General features: G+C 68.1%; 16 protein-coding genes. 14 read left to right on the top strand and 2 right to left on the bottom strand.

Annotated elements, in window-relative coordinates:
• The first annotated feature begins 16 nt into the window (after nt 1–16).
• The gene (locus ABIS05_RS08360; RefSeq protein ID WP_348014507.1) at nt 17–844 is read left to right on the top strand and encodes a MipA/OmpV family protein; all 828 of its coding nucleotides are present in this window, start codon (nt 17–19) and stop codon (nt 842–844) included.
• Between the two features lie 200 nt (nt 845–1,044).
• Here ABIS05_RS08360 and groL read toward each other — a convergent pair whose 3' ends face one another.
• Nucleotides 1,045–2,697: a chaperonin GroEL gene (groL, locus tag ABIS05_RS08355; protein WP_348014506.1), complete on the bottom strand. Its 1,653-nt coding sequence runs from the start codon at nt 2,695–2,697 to the stop codon at nt 1,045–1,047.
• Nucleotides 2,698–2,847: 150 nt separating this feature from the next.
• Nucleotides 2,848–3,138, bottom strand: coding sequence for a co-chaperone GroES (locus tag ABIS05_RS08350; RefSeq protein WP_348014505.1), 291 nt, complete (start codon nt 3,136–3,138; stop codon nt 2,848–2,850).
• A gap of 408 nt (nt 3,139–3,546) precedes the next feature.
• On the opposite strand from ABIS05_RS08350, the gene mraZ reads away from it, so the two are divergent.
• From mraZ to ABIS05_RS08285, 13 genes are all read left to right on the top strand, one after another.
• Nucleotides 3,547–3,987 (top strand): division/cell wall cluster transcriptional repressor MraZ, encoded by a 441-nt coding sequence (gene mraZ / locus ABIS05_RS08345; protein WP_348014504.1) that lies wholly within the window; start codon nt 3,547–3,549, stop codon nt 3,985–3,987.
• A gap of 11 nt (nt 3,988–3,998) precedes the next feature.
• Entirely contained in the window at nt 3,999–4,937 is a 939-nt protein-coding gene (rsmH, locus tag ABIS05_RS08340; RefSeq protein ID WP_407075009.1) for a 16S rRNA (cytosine(1402)-N(4))-methyltransferase RsmH, read from the top strand.
• Between the two features lie 90 nt (nt 4,938–5,027).
• Entirely contained in the window at nt 5,028–5,291 is a 264-nt protein-coding gene (gene ftsL / locus ABIS05_RS08335) for a cell division protein FtsL (protein ID WP_348014502.1), read from the top strand.
• The gene (locus ABIS05_RS08330) at nt 5,291–7,084 is read left to right on the top strand and encodes a penicillin-binding protein 2 (protein ID WP_348014501.1); all 1,794 of its coding nucleotides are present in this window, start codon (nt 5,291–5,293) and stop codon (nt 7,082–7,084) included. The genes ftsL and ABIS05_RS08330 overlap by 1 nt, the downstream gene beginning before the upstream one ends.
• Entirely contained in the window at nt 7,084–8,550 is a 1,467-nt protein-coding gene (locus ABIS05_RS08325; RefSeq protein WP_348014500.1) for a UDP-N-acetylmuramoyl-L-alanyl-D-glutamate--2,6-diaminopimelate ligase, read from the top strand. Before ABIS05_RS08330 ends, ABIS05_RS08325 begins: the two co-directional genes overlap by 1 nt.
• Entirely contained in the window at nt 8,547–9,959 is a 1,413-nt protein-coding gene (gene murF / locus ABIS05_RS08320) for a UDP-N-acetylmuramoyl-tripeptide--D-alanyl-D-alanine ligase (RefSeq protein WP_348014499.1), read from the top strand. The genes ABIS05_RS08325 and murF overlap by 4 nt, the downstream gene beginning before the upstream one ends.
• Nucleotides 9,949–11,127 carry a phospho-N-acetylmuramoyl-pentapeptide-transferase gene (gene mraY, locus ABIS05_RS08315; protein ID WP_348014498.1) on the top strand — a complete coding sequence of 393 codons (1,179 nt, stop codon included), beginning with the start codon at nt 9,949–9,951 and terminating at the stop codon, nt 11,125–11,127. Before murF ends, mraY begins: the two co-directional genes overlap by 11 nt.
• Nucleotides 11,128–11,131: 4 nt before the next feature.
• On the top strand, nt 11,132–12,811 hold the full coding sequence (murD, locus tag ABIS05_RS08310; RefSeq protein WP_348014497.1) for a UDP-N-acetylmuramoyl-L-alanine--D-glutamate ligase: 1,680 nt from the start codon (nt 11,132–11,134) through the stop codon (nt 12,809–12,811).
• Entirely contained in the window at nt 12,808–14,055 is a 1,248-nt protein-coding gene (gene ftsW, locus ABIS05_RS08305) for a putative lipid II flippase FtsW (protein ID WP_407074918.1), read from the top strand. Before murD ends, ftsW begins: the two co-directional genes overlap by 4 nt.
• A 124-nt stretch (nt 14,056–14,179) precedes the next feature.
• Nucleotides 14,180–15,262, top strand: a complete 1,083-nt coding sequence (gene murG, locus ABIS05_RS08300; RefSeq protein ID WP_348014496.1) for an undecaprenyldiphospho-muramoylpentapeptide beta-N-acetylglucosaminyltransferase — start codon at nt 14,180–14,182, stop codon at nt 15,260–15,262.
• Nucleotides 15,263–15,440: 178 nt separating this feature from the next.
• The gene (gene murC, locus ABIS05_RS08295) at nt 15,441–16,832 is read left to right on the top strand and encodes a UDP-N-acetylmuramate--L-alanine ligase (RefSeq protein WP_348014495.1); all 1,392 of its coding nucleotides are present in this window, start codon (nt 15,441–15,443) and stop codon (nt 16,830–16,832) included.
• Nucleotides 16,829–17,800: a D-alanine--D-alanine ligase gene (locus ABIS05_RS08290; RefSeq protein ID WP_348014494.1), complete on the top strand. Its 972-nt coding sequence runs from the start codon at nt 16,829–16,831 to the stop codon at nt 17,798–17,800. The genes murC and ABIS05_RS08290 overlap by 4 nt, the downstream gene beginning before the upstream one ends.
• Nucleotides 17,801–17,804: 4 nt before the next feature.
• Complete coding sequence (locus ABIS05_RS08285) at nt 17,805–18,638, top strand: cell division protein FtsQ/DivIB (protein WP_348014493.1); 834 nt, start codon at nt 17,805–17,807, stop codon at nt 18,636–18,638.

Here is an 18,638-nt window from a genome sequence, read left to right as displayed (position 1 = left end):
TGCTCCCGCATCCGCCATGAAACGCTTCGTTCTTCTTCTCAGCCTGGTCGGCGCCGGCGCACAGGCTGACGAGCCCGCGCCCAAGCGACCGGACCTGCCGTTGTGGGAGGTCGGCGTCGCGGCGGTCGGCGTCTCGCAGCAGGCTTATCCCGGGTCGGACCAGCAGGCCCGCCGTGCGTTGGCGCTGCCTTATCTGATCTACCGCGGCAAGGTGTGGCGCGCCGACCGCGATGGCGCTGGCCTGCGCGCGTTGCGCACGGAGCGCTTCGAGCTGGATGTGTCGTTCGCGGGCTCGCTGAGCTCAGGCTCCGAGTCGCTGCGGGCACGCGAGGGCATGGCGCGGCTGAACACGCTGGTGGAGGCGGGGCCGGTGGCGCGCTGGTTCTTGAACGGCCGCAACGCGGCTGATCGCATCGTGCTGGAACTGCCTGTGCGTGGCGTGTTCGAGGCCCGCAACCTGAGCCTGCATCGCGGCATGAGCTTCGAGCCCCGATTGAGCTGGCAGCAACGCCCCGTTGAAGGCGGCTGGGGCTATGGGCTCAGCGTAGGCGCGCTGGTCGGCGACCGCCGACTGGGCTCGACCTTCTACGGCGTCGCGCCCGGCGAGGCCATGGCGGACCGGCCGGCCTACGAGGCGCGCGCTGGCCTGATCGCCTGGCGGCTGGGCGGCAGCGTGGCGACCCAGCTGACGCCGGACCTGCGCCTCTTTTCCTTCGTCCGCCTCGATAGCCTAGCCGGCGCCGCCAACCGCGACAGCCCGCTGGTGCGGCAGATGAGCGGCGCCAGCTACGGCATCGGGCTGACCTACACGCTGAAGCGGTCGGCGGCGCGCGCGAACGATTGACGCCAGCCGGGCGCGCAAAAAAAGGGGCTGCGTGAGCAGCCCCTTTTTGCTTGAACAGAAAGTCGCCAAGCGACACGGATCGGTGCGGCAGTCGGCGTAGCGAGCAGGTGCTGGGCGGTGTGAAGCGCGGAACCGCACTTGCGTGCGGTGAGCACTGCAGCGCCGTCCAGCGCCTGCGCAGTAGCCGAATGCCGTGCCGATCACATATCCATACCGCCCATGCCACCCATGCCACCCATGCCGCCACCCATGCCGCCGCCGCCGGCAGCTTCGTCCTTGGGGGACTCGGCCACCATGCACTCGGTGGTCAGCATCAGCGACGAGACCGAAGCGGCGTTCTGCAGGGCAGTGCGCGTCACCTTGGTCGGGTCCAGGATGCCCATTTCGATCATGTCGCCATAGGAATCGTTGGCGGCGTTGAAGCCGTAGTTGCCCGAACCGGCCAGCACGGCGGCCACGACGACGGAGGCTTCGCCACCGGCGTTGTAGACGATCTCGCGCAGGGGCGCTTCGATGGCCTTGAGCACCAGCTTGATGCCGGCGTCTTGGTCAGCGTTGTCGCCCTTGATGGCGCCAGCAGCTTGCTTGGCGCGCAGCAGAGCCACGCCACCACCGGCCACGATGCCTTCTTCCACCGCAGCGCGCGTGGCGTGCAGGGCGTCTTCGACGCGGGCCTTCTTTTCCTTCATCTCGACTTCGGTGGCAGCACCGACCTTGATGACGGCAACACCGCCGGCCAGCTTGGCCACGCGCTCTTGCAGCTTCTCGCGGTCGTAGTCGCTGGTGGCTTCCTCGATCTGGACGCGCACTTGCTTGACGCGGGCTTCGATGTCAGCAGCAGCGCCGGCGCCGTCGATGATGATGGTGTTTTCCTTGCCCACTTCGACGCGCTTGGCCTGGCCCAGGTCAGCCAGCGTGACCTTCTCAAGCGTCAGGCCGACTTCTTCGGCGATGACCTTGCCACCCGTCAGGATGGCGATGTCTTCCAGCATGGCCTTGCGGCGGTCACCGAAGCCAGGCGCCTTGACGGCGACAACCTTCAGGATGCCGCGGATGGTGTTGACCACCAGCGTCGCCAGCGCTTCGCCGTCCACGTCTTCCGAGACGATCAGCAGCGGGCGGCCCGACTTGGCAACCTGTTCCAGCGTCGGCAGCAGATCGCGGATGTTGCTGATCTTCTTGTCGTACAGCAGCACGAACGGGTTGTCCAACAGCGCGGCTTGCTTTTCCGGGTTGTTGATGAAGTAGGGCGACAGGTAGCCGCGGTCGAACTGCATGCCTTCGACGACTTCCAGCTCGCTGTCCAGGCTCTTGCCGTCTTCGACGGTGATGACGCCTTCCTTGCCAACCTTGTCCATCGCCTCGGCAATGATGCGGCCCACTTCGTGGTCGCTGTTGGCGGAGATCGTGCCGACTTGCGCGATTTCCTTGGAGGTGGTGGTGGCCTTGGAGGCCTTCTTCAGCTCAGCGACCAGGGCGGTGACCGCCTTGTCGATGCCGCGCTTCAGGTCCATCGGGTTCATGCCGGCGGCCACGTACTTCATGCCTTCGCGGACGATGGCTTGAGCCAGGACCGTGGCGGTGGTGGTGCCGTCACCGGCGTTGTCAGACGTCTTGGAAGCGACTTCCTTGACCATCTGCGCGCCCATGTTCTGAAGCTTATCCTTCAGCTCGATTTCCTTGGCCACGGACACACCGTCCTTGGTCACGGTCGGGGCGCCGAAGGAGCGCTCGAGCACGACATTGCGGCCCTTGGGGCCCAGGGTCACCTTGACCGCGTTGGCCAGGATGTTCACGCCTTCAACCATGCGGGCACGAGCCTCGCCGCCAAAGATCACGTCTTTTGCTGCCATTTGGAATTCTCCGAATACTTAAATTGGGTCAGAGACAATTTCTCTGAATCAGTTGGGGACAGAACTCGCGCTGCGCGCTTCGGTCTGTCCCGCAAGTCAGTAAATCAGCGAGGACGGAGCATCACTGCGTGATGGTCCATCCCCGTGTCATTACTTTTGAACGATGGCGAAGAGGTCTTCCTCGCGCATGACCAGCAGTTCGTCGCCGTCGACCTTGACGGTCTGGCCGGAGTACTTGCCGAACAGGACGCGGTCGCCGACGGCGACGTTCAGGGCGATGAAGTTGCCCTTGTCATCGCGCTTGCCCGGGCCGACAGCCAGGACTTCGCCTTGGTCGGGCTTCTCGGCGGCGTTGTCGGGAATGAAGATGCCGGAGGCGGTCTTGGTTTCTTGTTCCAGGCGGCGAACGATCACGCGATCGTGCAGGGGGCGCAGCTTCATGGGGTCTCCTTGAGAGTTGGAACTGAGGCGGTCGCCGTGCCGAGTCTCGACGCGGCGAACGCCAAAAAACGGGGCCGAAGGTTCGACCCGATTCGTTAGCACTCGAATGCCTAGAGTGCTAGCAGCTCTGCATTATAGGGACGCAGGGTGACGATTCAAGATGCGTCGGGCCAATTCGCTGTACGCCGTCGAAGGTGGGGATAAACGTGGCACTCAACGGCCTCATATCTAAAGCACCACATCGCAATATCCCGCCAAGTCCTTATTTATGAATGACATTTTCAGCGCGCCTGGATATTTTCACAGTCATCGCTAAGTGCTTGATTCCATTGAAAAAACTTGTGCACAACCTTGACCCCCGTGTTCCTGGGCCTTAAAGTGGGGAGAAGTGTTCTTTCGTGGTGAAAAGTGTCGGAAATCGTCTTTCAGGGTGCCTCAAACTTGGCGTTGGACGCCAAGGGGCGTCTGGGCGTCCCGACGCGACACCGTGAGGTGCTGCAACTGCTCTGCCAGGGGCGGTTGACCGTCACCAAGCATCCGGACGGCTGCCTGATGCTGTTCCCGCGACCGACGTGGGAGGCATTCCGCGACAAGGTCGCGGCGCTGCCGATGGCGGCGGCCGGCTGGAAGCGTGTCTTCCTGGGCAATGCGATGGATGTCGAGATCGACTCGGCGGCGCGCGTGCTGATCTCGCCCGAGCTGCGCGAGAGTGCCGGCCTGGACAAAGACGTGGTGCTGCTCGGCATGGGCAGCCACTTCGAGCTGTGGGACAAAAAGGCCCGCCTCGCCGAGGAGGCCGAGACCATGGCCGGGCCGCTGCCGGACGCGCTCAAGGATTTCAGCTTCTGATGGGCGCCGACGTGAACGAAAGCGCCACCTTCCGCCACACCACCGTGCTGCTGGACGAGGCGGTGGACGGCGTGCTGGCGCGGCCGGACGGCGTCTACGTGGACGGCACCTTCGGCCGCGGCGGCCATTCGCGCGCGCTGCTGGCCAAGCTGGGGCCGGCGGGCCGGCTGATCGGCATCGACCGCGACCCGGAGGCCGTCGCTGCAGCGGCCGCGATCACCGACCCGCGCTTTTCCATCGTCCACGCCGGCTTTGCCGACATGGTGGAGGAGCTGGCGGCCATCGGCGTTCATCAGGTGGATGGTGTGCTGCTGGACCTGGGGGTGTCCAGCCCGCAGATCGACAACCCGGAGCGGGGCTTCAGCTTTCGCTTCGTCGGGCCGCTGGACATGCGCATGGACACGACGCGCGGCCAGAGCGCGGCCGACTTCCTGGCGCGGGCCGACGAGCGCGAGATTGCACGGGTGATCAAGGACTATGGCGAAGAACGGTTTGCTTCACACATTGCAAAGGCGCTTGTTGCTCGCCGGGAAGCCGGTGCGCCGCTCACGCGCACCGACGAGCTGCGCGAACTCGTGGCTGGCGCGGTCAAGACCCGCGAGCCTGGGCAAGACCCGGCCACGCGTTCCTTTCAAGCTCTTCGGATTCACGTCAATGGAGAGCTGGAGCAGCTTGATCAAGGGCTGAGCGCCGCGCTGCGGTTGCTGAAGCCCGGTGGCCGGCTCAGCGTCATCAGCTTCCACTCGCTGGAAGACCGGCGCGTCAAGCAGTTCATCGCCGCGCACAGCAAGCCCGAGTTCGACCGCCGTGCGCCTTTCGCGCCGCCGCCGCCGCTGGTGCTGAAGGCCCTCGGCCGCGTGATGCCGAGCGAGACCGAGGTGAGGGCCAACCCGCGTTCGCGCTCGGCCGTGCTGCGCATCGCCGAGCGCACCGACGCGCCTCTGAAATGATGGCCCTCGCCCAAAGCTCACATCGCCATGACGGGCCGGCTTGGGAGCGGCCCGGCGCTCGGCCCGCAAGCACGCGGTGCAAGGGCTGACATGGCCAAGATCAACCTCGTGCTCATCCTCGCCGTGCTGGCCAGTGGCCTGGTGCTGGTGCACAACGCCTATGAATCGCGCCGCTTGTTTGCTGAGCGCGACCGTATCAAGGCCGACGGCCAGCGCCTGGCGGCTGACGCCGAGCGGCTGAAGGCCGAGCGCCATGCGCAGGCCACCAACCTGCGTGTCGAGCAGGTGGCGCGCGAGCGCCTGGGCATGCGGCCGATCTCGCCGGCCGTCGTCGCGTCGGGGGTCACGCCGTGATGGGTGCGGGCAAGGCCAACAAGTCAGGCGCCCGCGCCCTGGGCTCGGGCCGCGGGGTCAGCTATTCCACCAGCCCGCTGCTCGCGTCCAAGACGCCGCCGTGGCGCTCGCGCTTTCTCGTCGCCCTCGTTGGCCTGGCCTTCGCTGGGCTGCTGGGCCGCGCCATCTACGTGCAGGTGCTGCACAGCGATTTCTTCCAGAAGCAGGGTGAGGCGCGCTACGCGCACACGCTGGAGCTGCCCGCCAGCCGCGGCCGCATCAACGATCGTACCGGCCAGACGCTGGCAGCCAGCGTGGCGGTGCCGTCGATCTGGGCCATCCCGAAGGAAGTGGACGCCGACGCGGCCAAGCGCCTCGCGCTCGCCAAGGCGCTGGGTCTGTCGAGCAAGGAGCTGGAGGCCAAGCTCAACCCGGACACGCGCTTCGTCTGGCTCAAGCGCCTGGCGGACACCGACACCGCCACCGCCGTGAAGGCCATCGGCCTGAAGGGCGTGTTCCAGGACCGCGAGTACCGCCGCGAATATCCCGAACGTGAGGCGGCTGCCCACGTCGTGGGCTTCACCGGCGCCGAGGACCGCGGCCAGGAGGGCGTCGAGCTGGCCTTCCAGAAGGAACTGCAGGGCCGCGACGGCTCGCGTTCCGTCGTGCGCGACCGGCTGGGCCGCGTGGTGGAAGACATCGGTGACATCGTGCCCGCCGTCAACGGCCAGGACATCGACCTGTCGGTGGACTCCAAGGTGCAGTTCTTCGCCTACCAGCGCGTGCGCGACGCGGTGATCGAGAACAAGGCCAAGGCCGGCTCGGTCGTCGTGCTGGACGCGCAGAGCGGCGAGGTGCTGGCGCTGGCCAACTTCCCGAGCTACGACCCCGGCAACCGTCGCAATCTGTCCGGTGAACAGTTGCGCAACCGCGCGCTGACCGACGTCTTCGAGCCCGGCTCGACGATGAAGCCCTTCATCGCCGGCCTGTCGATGCAGACCGGCCGCAGCACGCCCGACACATTGGTCGACACCGGCAACGGCAAGTACGCCTTCCAGGGCGCCGTCATCAGCGACACCCATGCCCACGGCGTGATCCCGGTGCGCGAGGTGATCAAGTTCTCCAGCAACATCGGCGCCACCAAGCTCGCCATGCAGATGCAGCCGCGCGAGATGGACGAGATGTTCACGGCCATCGGTCTGGGCCAGCGGCCGCAGATCAACTTCCCCGGCGCCGTCACTGGCAAGCTGCGCCCCTGGAAGAGCTGGCGGCCCATCGAGCAGGCGACCATGAGCTATGGCTACGGTCTGTCGGCGTCGCTGTTCCAGCTGGCGCGCGCCTACACGGTGTTCGCCCGTGATGGCGAGATCATCCCGGTCAGCATGCTGCGCCAGCCGCACGAGCATCCAGTGCCCGGCATCCGCGTGTTCTCACCCAAGGTCACGCAGGACCTGCGCTTGATGCTGCAGGCCGCCGCCGGCCCTGGCGGCACTGCGCCGGAGGCCCAGGTGCCTGGCTACAGCGTCGGCGGCAAGAGCGGCACGGCCTACAAGCAGGAAGGCCGCGGCTACGCCACCCACAAATACCGCTCCTGGTTCGTCGGCATCACGCCAATCAGCAAGCCGCGCATCGTCGTCGCCGTCATGGTCGACGAGCCGACCGCCGGCGCCCATTACGGCGGCCAGGTAGCCGGCCCGGTGTTCAGCCAGGTTGCAGCGCAGACGCTGCGCCTGCTGGGCGTTCAGCCCGACCTCGATGTGAAGAGCCAGATCATCGCGAATCAAAAGGCGACGGCCACGGAAGAGAGCTTTTGATGCTGACCCGCCTGAAGTCCCCCGCCGCCGCCGCCCGCTGGCTCCAAGAATGGTGCACCGGCACGCTGCGCACCGACAGCCGCCACGTGCAGCCCGGCGACGCATTCATCGCCTGGCCCGGCTATGCGCGCGACGGCCGCGAGTACGTTGCGGCCGCGCTGGCCGCCGGTGCGGCCACCTGCCTCGTCGAGGAAGCTGATGTCGAGCGATTCGGGATCAAAGACGCGCGCGTCGCCTCGCTGCCCGGCTTGAAGGCCCGCACCGGCGAGATCGCCGCCGCCTTCTTCGGCAAGCCCACCGACACGCTGGACGTCATCGCCATCACCGGCACCAACGGCAAGACGTCGTCGGCGTGGTGGATCGCGCAGGCCTCGGCCCAGCTCGGCAAGCGCTGCGGCGTCGTCGGCACGCTCGGCATCGGCGAGCCGCCCAAGCTCGATTACAACGGCCTGACCACGCCCGACCCCGTGCTGCTGCAGGCCGCGTTTACGCGCATGGTCGAGCAGAGCTTCTCGGCCTGCGCCATCGAGGCCAGCAGCATTGGGCTCAACGAAGGCCGCCTGGCCGGCAGCGCCATCCGCGTCGCCGTGTTCACCAACTTCACGCAGGACCACCTCGATTACCACGGCAACATGGACGCCTACTGGGCGACCAAGCGCGCCCTGTTCGGCTTCCCGGGCCTGCGCGCGGCGGTCATCAACCTCGACGATGCCAAGGGCGACGCGCTGGCGGCCGAGCTGGCGGCGTTGGAGGTGTGGACCACCGGCGTCGAGCGCCTCGATGCGCGACTGACCGCACGTGAGCTGCACTACACCGGCGAAGGCCTGGCCTTCACGCTGCACGAGGGCGGCGAGTCCATCGCGTTGCAGACCAGCCTAATTGGCGACTACAACGCCGCCAACCTGCTCGGCGTGGCCGGCGCACTGCGGGCGCAGGGCCACACGCTGGCCGACGTGGCACGCGCACTGGCCCGCGTGACACCAGTGCCGGGCCGCATGCAGCGCGTGGGCAACGGCCGCGAACTGCCGCAGGTCGTCATCGACTACGCCCACACGCCGGACGCACTGCAGAAGGCGTTGTCAGCGCTGCAGGGTTTGGCCAAGGCGCGCGGCGGCGAGCTGATCTGCGTGTTCGGCTGCGGCGGCGATCGCGACCGCGGCAAGCGCCCGCAGATGGGCAGCATCGCGGCTCGCCTGGCGGCCCATGTCGTCGTCACGACGGACAACCCGCGCAGCGAGGTGCCGGCGCAGATCCTGGCCGACATCACGGCCGGCGCGCCCGCTGCCATCGTCATCGAGGCACGCGAGGAAGCCATCCGCGCCGCCATCACGCAGGCTGGCGCACGCGACATCGTGCTCGTCGCCGGCAAGGGCCATGAGGACTACCAGGAGGTGAACGGCGTGCGTCGGCCGTTCTCCGACGTGGCCGAGGCGCGCGCGGCGCTGCTTGGGAGGGCGGGTCTGTGAGCCTGTTCCTCACATTGGCCGAAGCGCAGGCGCTGCTGCCGGGTTCCACGCTGGTCGGCGACGGTGCGACCGGCTTTGCCCGCGTGCACAGCGACACGCGCACGCTGCGCGCCGGCGACCTGTTCGTTGCGCTGCGCGGCGAGCGTTTCGATGCGAACGACTTCCTCCCTCAAGCCATGGCCTCGGGCGCCGTCGCGGCACTCGCCGAACGCGGCCTGGCTGAAGCCGGCCTGCCGGGCCTGCTCGTGCCAGACGCCAAGGCCGCTCTCGGTCAGCTCGCCGCCGCCTGGCGCCGCCAGCAGCAGTTGCCCGTCATCGCCGTCGCCGGCAGCAACGGCAAGACGACGACGACGCAGATGATCGCCAGCATCCTGCGTGCATGGGTGGCTGACGGCGCGCTGGCCACCGAGGGCAACTACAACAACGACATCGGCGTGCCGCTGACGCTGCTGCGCTTGCGCCATGACGACGAGACCAGCCACCGCGCCGCCGTCGTCGAGCTGGGCATGAACCACCCCGGCGAAATCGCGCCGCTGGCCGCGATGACGCAGCCCACCGTAGCCCTCGTCAACAACGCACAGCGCGAGCACCAGGAGTTCATGGCCACCGTCGATGCCGTGGCGCGCGAGAACGGCGCCGTGCTGCAGGCGCTGAGCGCGAGCGGCTGCGCGGTGTTCCCGGCCGACGACGCGTGCGCGCCGATCTGGTTCGACCTGGCCGGCACGAGACCGCACCTGACCTTCGCGCTGCACGGCGAGGCCGACGTGACCGGCGAGGCGCAGTGGCAGGGCGACGCGCAGCACTGGGCGCTGGAGCTGCACACACCGGCCGGCACCGTGCCGGTGGCGCTCTACCTGGCCGGCGAGCACAACGTGCGCAACGCGCTGGCCGCTGCGGCCTGTGCGTTGGCGGCCGGCGCACCGTTGGCGTCCATCCAGCAAGGGCTGGAGACCTTTCGCGCTGTCAAGGGCCGCAGCGAGATCAAGCGCGACGCGCGTGGCCGCCTGCTCATCGACGACAGCTACAACGCCAACCCCGACAGCGTCCGCGCCGCCATCGCCATGCTCGCTGCGCTGCCCGGCCAGGGCTGGCTCATCCTCGGCGACATGGGCGAGGTGGGCGACCAAGGCCCCGCCTTCCACCGCGAGGTGGGCGCCTTCGCCGCCGAGCAGGGCGTGACGCATCTGTGGACGGCCGGGCACGCCGCGCGCGACGCCGCGCTGGCCTACGGCCCCGGCGCCCGCGCCTTCGACAACCCCGCCGCGCTCATCGAAGCGCTGGCCGAACAACCGCTCTCGACCCAGACCCTCGTCAAGGGCTCGCGCTTCATGAAGATGGAATTGATCGTGGCTGCGCTGCAGCAACCCACCACCCGCAGCGCGCCGCAGGGAGACACGCATGCTGCTTAGCCTCGCCCAGTGGCTGCAGGGTCTCTACCCCGACCTGGGCTTCCTGCGCCTCTTCAACTACATCACCTTCCGCGCGGTGATGGCCGCCATGACGGCGTTGCTCATCGGCCTGGCCTTTGGGCCGTGGGTCATCCGCCGCCTGACCGAGATGAAGATCGGCCAGCCGGTGCGCGCCTACGGCGTGCAGGAGCATCTGGTCAAGACCGGCACGCCGACGATGGGCGGCGTGCTCGTGCTCATCGGCATCGGCGTGTCGACGCTGCTGTGGTTCGACTGGAGCAACCGCTTCGTCTGGGTCGTCATGATCGTCACCATGGGCTTCGGCGCCGTGGGTTGGGTGGACGACTGGCGCAAGGTCGTCGACAAGAACCCCGAGGGCATGCGCAGCCGCGAGAAGTTCTTCTGGCAGTCGCTCATCGGTTTGTTCGCTGCGCTCTACCTCGCATTCAGCGTGTCGGAGACCTCGTTCCTCGGCGTCGTCCAGCTGTTCTTCCGTTGGGTCACCAGCGGCTTCTCCACCGAGCTGCCGCCCAAGGCCGACCTGCTGATCCCGTTCTTCAAGACGATCAGCATGCCGCTGGGCGTGTGGGGCTTCGTCGGGCTGGCCTATTTCGTCATCGTCGGCACCAGCAACGCGGTGAACTTCACCGACGGCCTGGACGGCCTGGCCATCATGCCCGTCGTCATGGTCGGCTCGGCGCTGGGCTTGTTCGCCTACCTGACTGGCTCGTCGGTGTTCTCCAGATACCTGCTGCTGCCCTACATCCCCGGCGCGGGTGAACTGCTGATCTTCTGCGCCGCGATGGCCGGCGCGGGCCTGGCCTTCCTGTGGTTCAACGCGCATCCGGCGCAGGTCTTCATGGGCGACGTGGGCGCGCTGTCGCTGGGCGGTGGCCTGGGCACGTTGGCCGTCATCACGCGCCAGGAAATCCTGCTCGGCATCATGGGCGGCATCTTCGTCGCCGAAGTGCTGTCCGTGATGCTCCAGGTCAGCTGGTTCAAGTACACGAAGAAGAAGTTCGGCACGGGCCGCCGCATCTTCAAGATGGCGCCGTTGCACCATCACTTCGAGAAGGGCGGCTGGAAGGAGACGCAGGTCGTCATCCGCTTCTGGATCATCACCATGCTGCTGTGCCTGGTCGGCCTGGCCAGCTTGAAGCTCCGCTGAACCGATGAAGCTGAGCCTGCCGCAACTCGTTGACCAGCGCGTGCTCGTGCTCGGGTTGGGTGACTCCGGCCTGGCGATGGCGCGCTGGTGCGCGAGCTTTGGCGCGCAGGTGACGGTGTGGGACTCGCGGGCCGAGCCGCCGCAGCTTGGCGCGCTCGGCGACACGGCCGCGTTCATCACGGGCGAGCTGACCGCTGACATCGCGGCCGGCTTCAACGCCGTGCTGAAAAGCCCGGGCCTGTCGCCGCTGGATGCGCGGCTCGCCGCCGTCTACGCCCATGGCCCGGCTGTGCGCGGCGAGCTGGACTTGTTCGCCGATGCGCTGGCCGCGCTCAAGGCCCAGCACGGCTACGCGCCCGCCGTGCTCGCCATCACCGGCACCAACGGCAAGACGACGACGACCTGCATGACCGGCCTGCTCGCCGAGCGCGCCGGCAAGCGCGTGGCCATCGCCGGCAACATCGGCCCGACGCTGCTGGACACGCTGACCGAGGCGCTGACCAAGGAGCCCGATCCCGCGCCGGTCGAAACGCCGGCCGAGGCCATCGCCGAGGCGATCGAAGACGCACCGGTCGAAGAGACGACGGATGCCGAGTCGGTGCTGCCGGACGAAGAGACTCCGCTGCCGATTGACCCGCCGCCGCCGCGCGGCCCGGTGTTCGAGACGCTGCCCGAGGTCTGGGTGCTGGAGCTGTCCAGCTTCCAGCTCGATGGCGTCGCCAACTTCGAGCCGACGGCGGGTGCGCTGCTGAACCTGACGCAGGACCATCTCGACTGGCACGGCGACATGGCCGCCTATGGCCGAGCCAAGGCGCGCGTCTTCGGCCGCGAGTCCGTCATCGTTGCCAACCGCGACGACGCCGAGGTCGAAGGCCTGGTGCCGGCGCCGGTGTTCGTCAAAGGCAGCCGTGGCAAGCCCGGCCGCACCGTGTCGCGCCAGGTCGTGCGCTTCGGCCTGAACCCGCCGCGCGTGGCCGGCGATTTCGGCCTCGTCGAAGAGGGCGGCCTGACCTGGCTGGTGCGCGCCCTGGAGTTGGACCCGACGATCAAGCGCAAGAAGAGCGATGACGTTGATCCGCTCATCATCCAGCGCCTCATGCCCGCCGACGCTCTGCGCGTGCGCGGCCGCCACAACGCCGCCAACGGGCTGGCCGCGCTGGCACTGGCCTGTGCCGCCGGCTGCGACCTGGCGCCGATGCTGCACGCGCTGCGCGAGTACCGCGGCGAGCCGCACCGCGTCGAGCCCATCGGCAGCATCGACGGCGTCGAGTTCTACGACGACAGCAAGGGCACCAACGTCGGTGCCACCGTCGCCGCCATCTCGGGCCTTGGCGCCGACCGCGCACCGGCCAAGCTGCTGCTCATCCTCGGCGGCGATGGCAAGGGCCAGGACTTCGCGCCGCTGGCAGAGGGTGTTCAACGTCATGCCCGCGCCGTCGCGCTGATCGGCCGCGACGCGCCACAGATCGAGGCCGCGCTCGCCGCCACCGGCGTGCCGCTGCAGCACCACACGACGCTCGAAGCCGCCACCACATGGTGCCTGAGCCAGGCGCAATCCGGCGACAGCGTGCTGCTGTCCCCCGCCTGCGCCAGCCTCGACATGTTCCGCAACTACGCCCACCGCGCCGAAGTGTTCGTCGCGACGGTGCAGCAGTTGGCCGATGAACGCGGGGTGAGCTTGTGAACGCCATCGCGGCCAAGCTGCAATCGTTCTGGAAGCGCGGCGACGACGAGTCCGGCGGCCCGGTGCCGGTGCGCGACTGGGTCTCCACCTCCGCCGGTCGGCCGACGCAGCTGCAGGGTTTCGATATCACCTTCGTCTGGGTCGTGCTGGCGCTGATGGCCCTGGGCCTGCTGATGGTCTATTCGGCGTCCATCGCGATGCCGGACAACCCGCGCTTCGCCAGGTACCTGCCGACACACTTCCTGACGCGCCACATCGTGGCGATCGGCTTCGGGCTGGTCGCCGGCCTCGTCACCGTGCAGATCCCCGTGTCGCTGTGGGAGCGCTTTGCACCCTGGGTGTTCGTCGCGGCGCTGGTGCTGCTGGTGGGCGTGCTGATCCCCGGCATCGGCAAGGTCGTCTACGGCGCTCGGCGCTGGATCCCGCTGGGCGTCATGAACTTCCAGCCCAGCGAGCTGGCCAAGTTCGGCATCGCGCTGTACGCGGCCAACTACATGATGCGCAAGATGGACGCGCGGGAGAACTTCTTCCAGGCCGTCACGCCGATCGCCATCTCGCTGGCGGTCGTCGGCGTGCTGCTACTGGCCGAGCCGGACATGGGCGCCTTCATGGTCATCGCGGCCATCGCGATGAGCATCCTCTTCCTGGGCGGCGTCAACGGCCGCATGTTCCTGCTCATCACGCTGGTGCTGGTGGGCGCCTTCACGCTGATGATCACCTTCAGCGAGTTCCGCCGCGAGCGCATCTTTGCCTACCTCAACCCCTGGGACGACAAGTACGCCCAGGGCAAGGCCTACCAGCTGACGCACAGCCTGATCGCCTTCGGGCGCGGCGAGTGGCTCGGCCAGGGCCTGGGCGGCAGCGTCGAGAAGCTGCACTACCTGCCCGAAGCGCACACCGACTTCCTGCTCGCCGTCATCGGCGAGGAACTGGGCTTTGCTGGAGTTGCCTTGGTCATCCTCGCGTTCTTCTGGCTGACACGCCGCTGCTTCCTCATCGGCCGCCAGGCCATCGCGCTAGACCGCGTGTTCGCCGGGCTGTACGCGCAAGGCATCGGCATCTGGATGGGCGGCCAGGCCTTCATCAACATGGGCGTGAACCTGGGTGCGCTGCCGACCAAGGGGCTGACGTTGCCGTTGATGAGCTTTGGGGGGTCGGCGATTTTGATGAACTGCGTGGCGCTGGCGGTGGTCTTGAGGATCGACCTTGAGAACCGGCAAATGATGCGGGGAGGGCGGTCGTGAGGCTGAACTTCAAACAAAGCCACAGAGGCACAGAGACACAGAGACAGCGGGATTGCCCCTTGTGTGGTGCTTTCTCTGTGCCTCTGTGTCTCTGTGGCTGTGTTCCCGAGCGGATGCGGAAAACATGACCCGCCACCTCGTCGTCATGGCCGCAGGCACCGGTGGGCATGTGATCCCGGGCCTCGCAGTCGCCGAAGAGATGCAGCGCCGCGGCTGGACCGTGTCGTGGATCGGCACGCCGCACGGCATGGAGAACCGCCTCGTGCCGGCGCGCGGCATCGAGCTGGACGCACTGCCCTTCGCCGGCATGCGTGGCAAAGGCCTCAAGCACACGCTGCGCGGCATCGTCGGCTTCTTCAAGTCGCTGGGCGCGGCACGCCGCGTCTACGAACAGCGCGGCGCGACGGCCGTGCTCGGCATGGGCGGCTATGTCTGCGTGCCGGCAGGCCTGACGGCGGCGCTGACCGGCCGGCCGTTGATGCTGGTCAATGCCGACGCGGCGATGCTGAAGAGCAACCTCGCGCTCAAGCCCTTCGCCCGCCGCATCGCTTTCGGCTTCGACGGCGCGGCGGCCGCGTCGACGCGAGGCGCCATCGTCAGCGGCAACCCGGTGCGTGCCGAGATCGAGGAACTGCCACTGCCCGCCGAACGCATGGTCGACCCGGATCGCTTGCAGGGCCCGCTGCGCCTGCTGGTGCTGGGTGGCTCGCTCGGCGCCCGTGCGCTGAACCAGGCCCTGCCGCAGGCGCTGGCGCTGTGGCCTGAAGACAAGCGCCCGCAGGTGCTGCATCAGTCCGGCCAGGACCATCTCGGTGCCGTCTGGCAGGCCTACACCGATGCCGGCCTGACGGCCGAGGTGCGCCCCTTCATCGACGACATGGCCACGGCATTGGCCTGGGCCGATGTCGTCGTCTGCCGCGCCGGCGCCATCACCGTCAGTGAACTCTGCGCGGCGGGTTGCGCGGCGGTGCTGGTGCCGCTGGTCGTCAGCACCACTTCGCACCAGCGTGACAACGCGGTCTTCATGGCCCAGCACGGCGCGGCCATCCATTTGCCGCAGACCGAACTGACACCCACGAAGCTGCACGAACTCCTGAGCGGCCTGGACCGCAGCGCGCTGCTGGCGATGGGCGAGAAGGCCCGCGCGCTGGCCCGACCCCGCGCCGCCGCGCGCGTGGCGGATGAAATCGAAGGGATGTTGCGATGAGCCGTGAAGGCCGTAGTGCATGGCGGGCCGAGCGCCGGGCTGCCAGGGACCAGAGGCCCCTGGCCCGTCGTAGGCACAAGCAGTCCGCAGGGACTGCTTGTGTCCGACTCCAGTTCGCCAAGCCGGCCCGCATCCCCTCGGGGGATCGGCCGACGTACCCGTCGGACGAGGGGCAGACATGAAACACGCCGTACAGCGTTTGCACTTTGTCGGCATCGGCGGCGCCGGCATGAGCGGCATCGCCGAGATCCTGCACAACCTCGGCTTCACGGTGAGCGGCTCCGACGCGATTGAAAGCGCGTCGACCGAGCGCCTGCGCACGATGGGCCTGCGCGTCGAGATCGGCCACTCCGCGCCGCACATCGGCGACGCCCAGGCGCTGGTGACCAGCACGGCCGTGACTGCAGACAACCCCGAAGTCGTCGCCGCCCGTGCACGCCAGGTGCCCGTCGTGCCGCGTGCCGTCATGCTGGCCGAGCTGATGCGGTTGCGCCGCGGCATCGCCATCGCCGGCACGCACGGCAAGACGACGACGACCTCGCTCGTCACGGCCATCCTCGTCGAGGCCGGGCTGGACCCGACCTTCGTCATCGGCGGCAAGCTCAACGCGGCCGGCGCCAACTCGCGGCTGGGCCGCGGTGAGTTCATCGTCGTCGAGGCCGACGAGAGCGACGCCTCCTTCCTCAAGCTCAGCCCGGTGCTGGCCGTCGTCACCAACATCGACGAAGACCACATGGACACCTATGGCCATTCGGTCGAGCGTCTGCATGCGGCCTTCGTCGAGTTCCTGCACCGCATGCCCTTCTACGGCGCGGCCATCGTCTGCGCAGACGACCCCGGCGTGCAGGCCATCCTCGGCCGCATCGAGCGGCCGGTCGTCAGCTACGGGCTGTCGGCCGGCGTCAGCGTTCGCGCGGTCGACGTGCAGGCGCTGGCCGGCGCGCAGATGCGCTTCACCTGCCAGCGCGAAGGCGCCGAGCCGCTCGACGTGCTGCTGAACCTGGCCGGCGAGCACAACGTGCGCAATGCGCTGGCGGCCATCGCCATCGCGACCGAGCTGGACTGCGCGGACGCCGACATCCAGAAGGCGCTGGCCAACTTCTCCGGCGTCGGCCGCCGCTTCGAGAAGCATGGCGAGTGGCCAGCCGGCGATGGCGGGCGCTTCGAGCTGGTCGATGACTACGGCCACCACCCGGTCGAGATGGCCGCCGTGCTCGCCGCCGCGCGCGGCGCCTACCCGGGTCGCCGCCTCGTGCTGGCCTTTCAGCCGCACCGCTACACACGGACCCGCGACTGCTTCGCCGACTTCGTGCGTGTCATGGCTGGCGCCGATGTCGTGCTGCTGACCGAGGTCTATTCGGCGGGCGAGGCGCCCATCGAAGGCGCCACCGGCATGGCGCTCGCTGAAGCCGTCGGCACGCCGAACTTTGTTGCGACGGTGGCCGACATGCCCGCCGCCCTGGCCACCTTGACGCGCGATGGCGATGTAGTCATCGGCATGGGCGCGGGTTCGATGAGCAGCCTGCCGGGCCGTGTCGCGGCGCATTTCTCTGAAGGAGCTTCGGCATGAACTCGCCGATTGATCTGAACTTGGATGCCAAGGGCCTGGGCAAGGTTGCGGTGCTCCTCGGTGGCCACAGCGCCGAGCGGCCGGTGTCGCTGATGAGTGGCCAAGGCGTGCTCGCTGCACTGCAGTCCATCGGCGTCGACGCCCACGCCTTCGACCCCGCCGAGCGCCCGCTGCAGGCGCTCAAGGACGAGAGCTTCGCGCGCGCTTTCATCGCGCTGCACGGCCGTGGCGGCGAAGACGGCACCATCCAGGGCGCGCTCGAATGGCTGGGCATCCCGTACACCGGCTCCGGCGTGACTGCCTCCGGCGTCGCGATGGACAAGACGATGACCAAGCGGATCTGGGCCCACGAGGGCCTGGCGACACCGCAATACCTGGCACTGACCCGCGCGGAGCTGACGCGCGAGCGCATTCGCCAGATTCCCGACACGCTCGGCCTGCCCGTTGTCGTCAAGCCGCCGCACGAAGGCAGCAGCATCGGCATCACCAAGGCCGCCGGCTATTCGGACATGCAGGCCGCCGTCGACCTGGCGCTGGGTTTTGACGACGAGCTGCTGTTCGAGCAATGCATCGAAGGCCCCGAGCTGACCTGCGCCGTGCTGGGCGAAGGCGAGGGCGCCGTCGCGCTGCCTGTCATCGAGATCCGCGCCGAGGCCGGCAACTACGACTTCGCCAACAAGTACGAGACCGACACGACGCAGTACCTGTTCGGCTCCCTGCCCGCCGCGCTGGAAGCCGATATCCGTCAACTCGTGCTTCACGCCTACCGCCTGCTCGGCTGCCGTGGCTGGGGCCGCGCCGACCTGATGCTGCGCAAGTCCGACATGAAGCCTTTCCTGCTGGAGATGAACACGAGCCCCGGCATGACTTCGCATTCGCTGGTGCCCAAGGCCGCGCAAGCGGTGGGCATCGACTACCCGCATTTGTGCTTGTGGCTGCTGTCGCAGGCCCGCCTTGACCGCGCTTGAATTCATGAACTCCGCTGCGAGCGCCGCGCTGCCACCCGACATCCGCCTGATGAATGCGGTGTCGGCGCTGCTCGTCGCGGCTTTGCTGGTGACGGCGGCGTGGGCGGCCATTCGCTGGGTGGTGCGCCTGCCGGTGTTCAACCTGCGCGCCATCCAGGTCGAGGGTGACGTCAGCCGCAACAGCGTCGCCTCGCTGCGCGCCAATGCGCTGCCGCAGTTGCACGGCTCCTTCCTCGGCATGGATCTGCAGGAAGGCCGCGCCGCCTTCGAGGCCGTGCCCTGGGTGCGCCACGCGCAACTGCAGCGCATCTGGCCGATGCGTCTCAGGGTCAACCTGGAAGAGCACCGCGCCGCCGCTTACTGGGAGGCGCGCACCGACGGTGCCGACGCGGCCACCGAGGCCACGGCCGAGCGCGCGCTGGTCAACAGCTTTGGCGAAGTTTTCCAGGCCAACCTCGGCGATGTCGAAGACGAAACCCTGCCCGTGCTCGCCGGCCCGGCCCATACCGCCGGCCCGATGTTGCAGATGTGGCAGGCGCTGTCGCCGGCCGCCGAGCGCTTAAGCGAAAGCATCGAGCGGCTGGACCTTTCCGGCCGCGGCTCCTGGCGCGCCACCTTGGGCAGCGGTGCGGTCGTCGAGCTCGGCCGTGGCGGCGAGGCCGATGTCGTCGCCCGCTTCAGCCAGTTCGCGCGCTCCATCACGCAGGTCACGGCGACGTATCACAGCCCGCTGCTGTCCGCCGACCTGCGCCATGCCGACGGCTACGCGGTCAAGTTGCGCGGTGTGACGACTGTGACGGCACAAACACCGGGTAAACCCGTAATTAGAAAACGCTGA

The organism is Roseateles sp. (assembly GCF_039929605.1).
GTDB lineage: Bacteria > Pseudomonadota > Gammaproteobacteria > Burkholderiales > Burkholderiaceae_C > Pelomonas.
The sequence above is the reverse complement of the archived record's forward strand: the minus strand, read 5'-3'. Positions and strand labels throughout refer to the sequence as shown.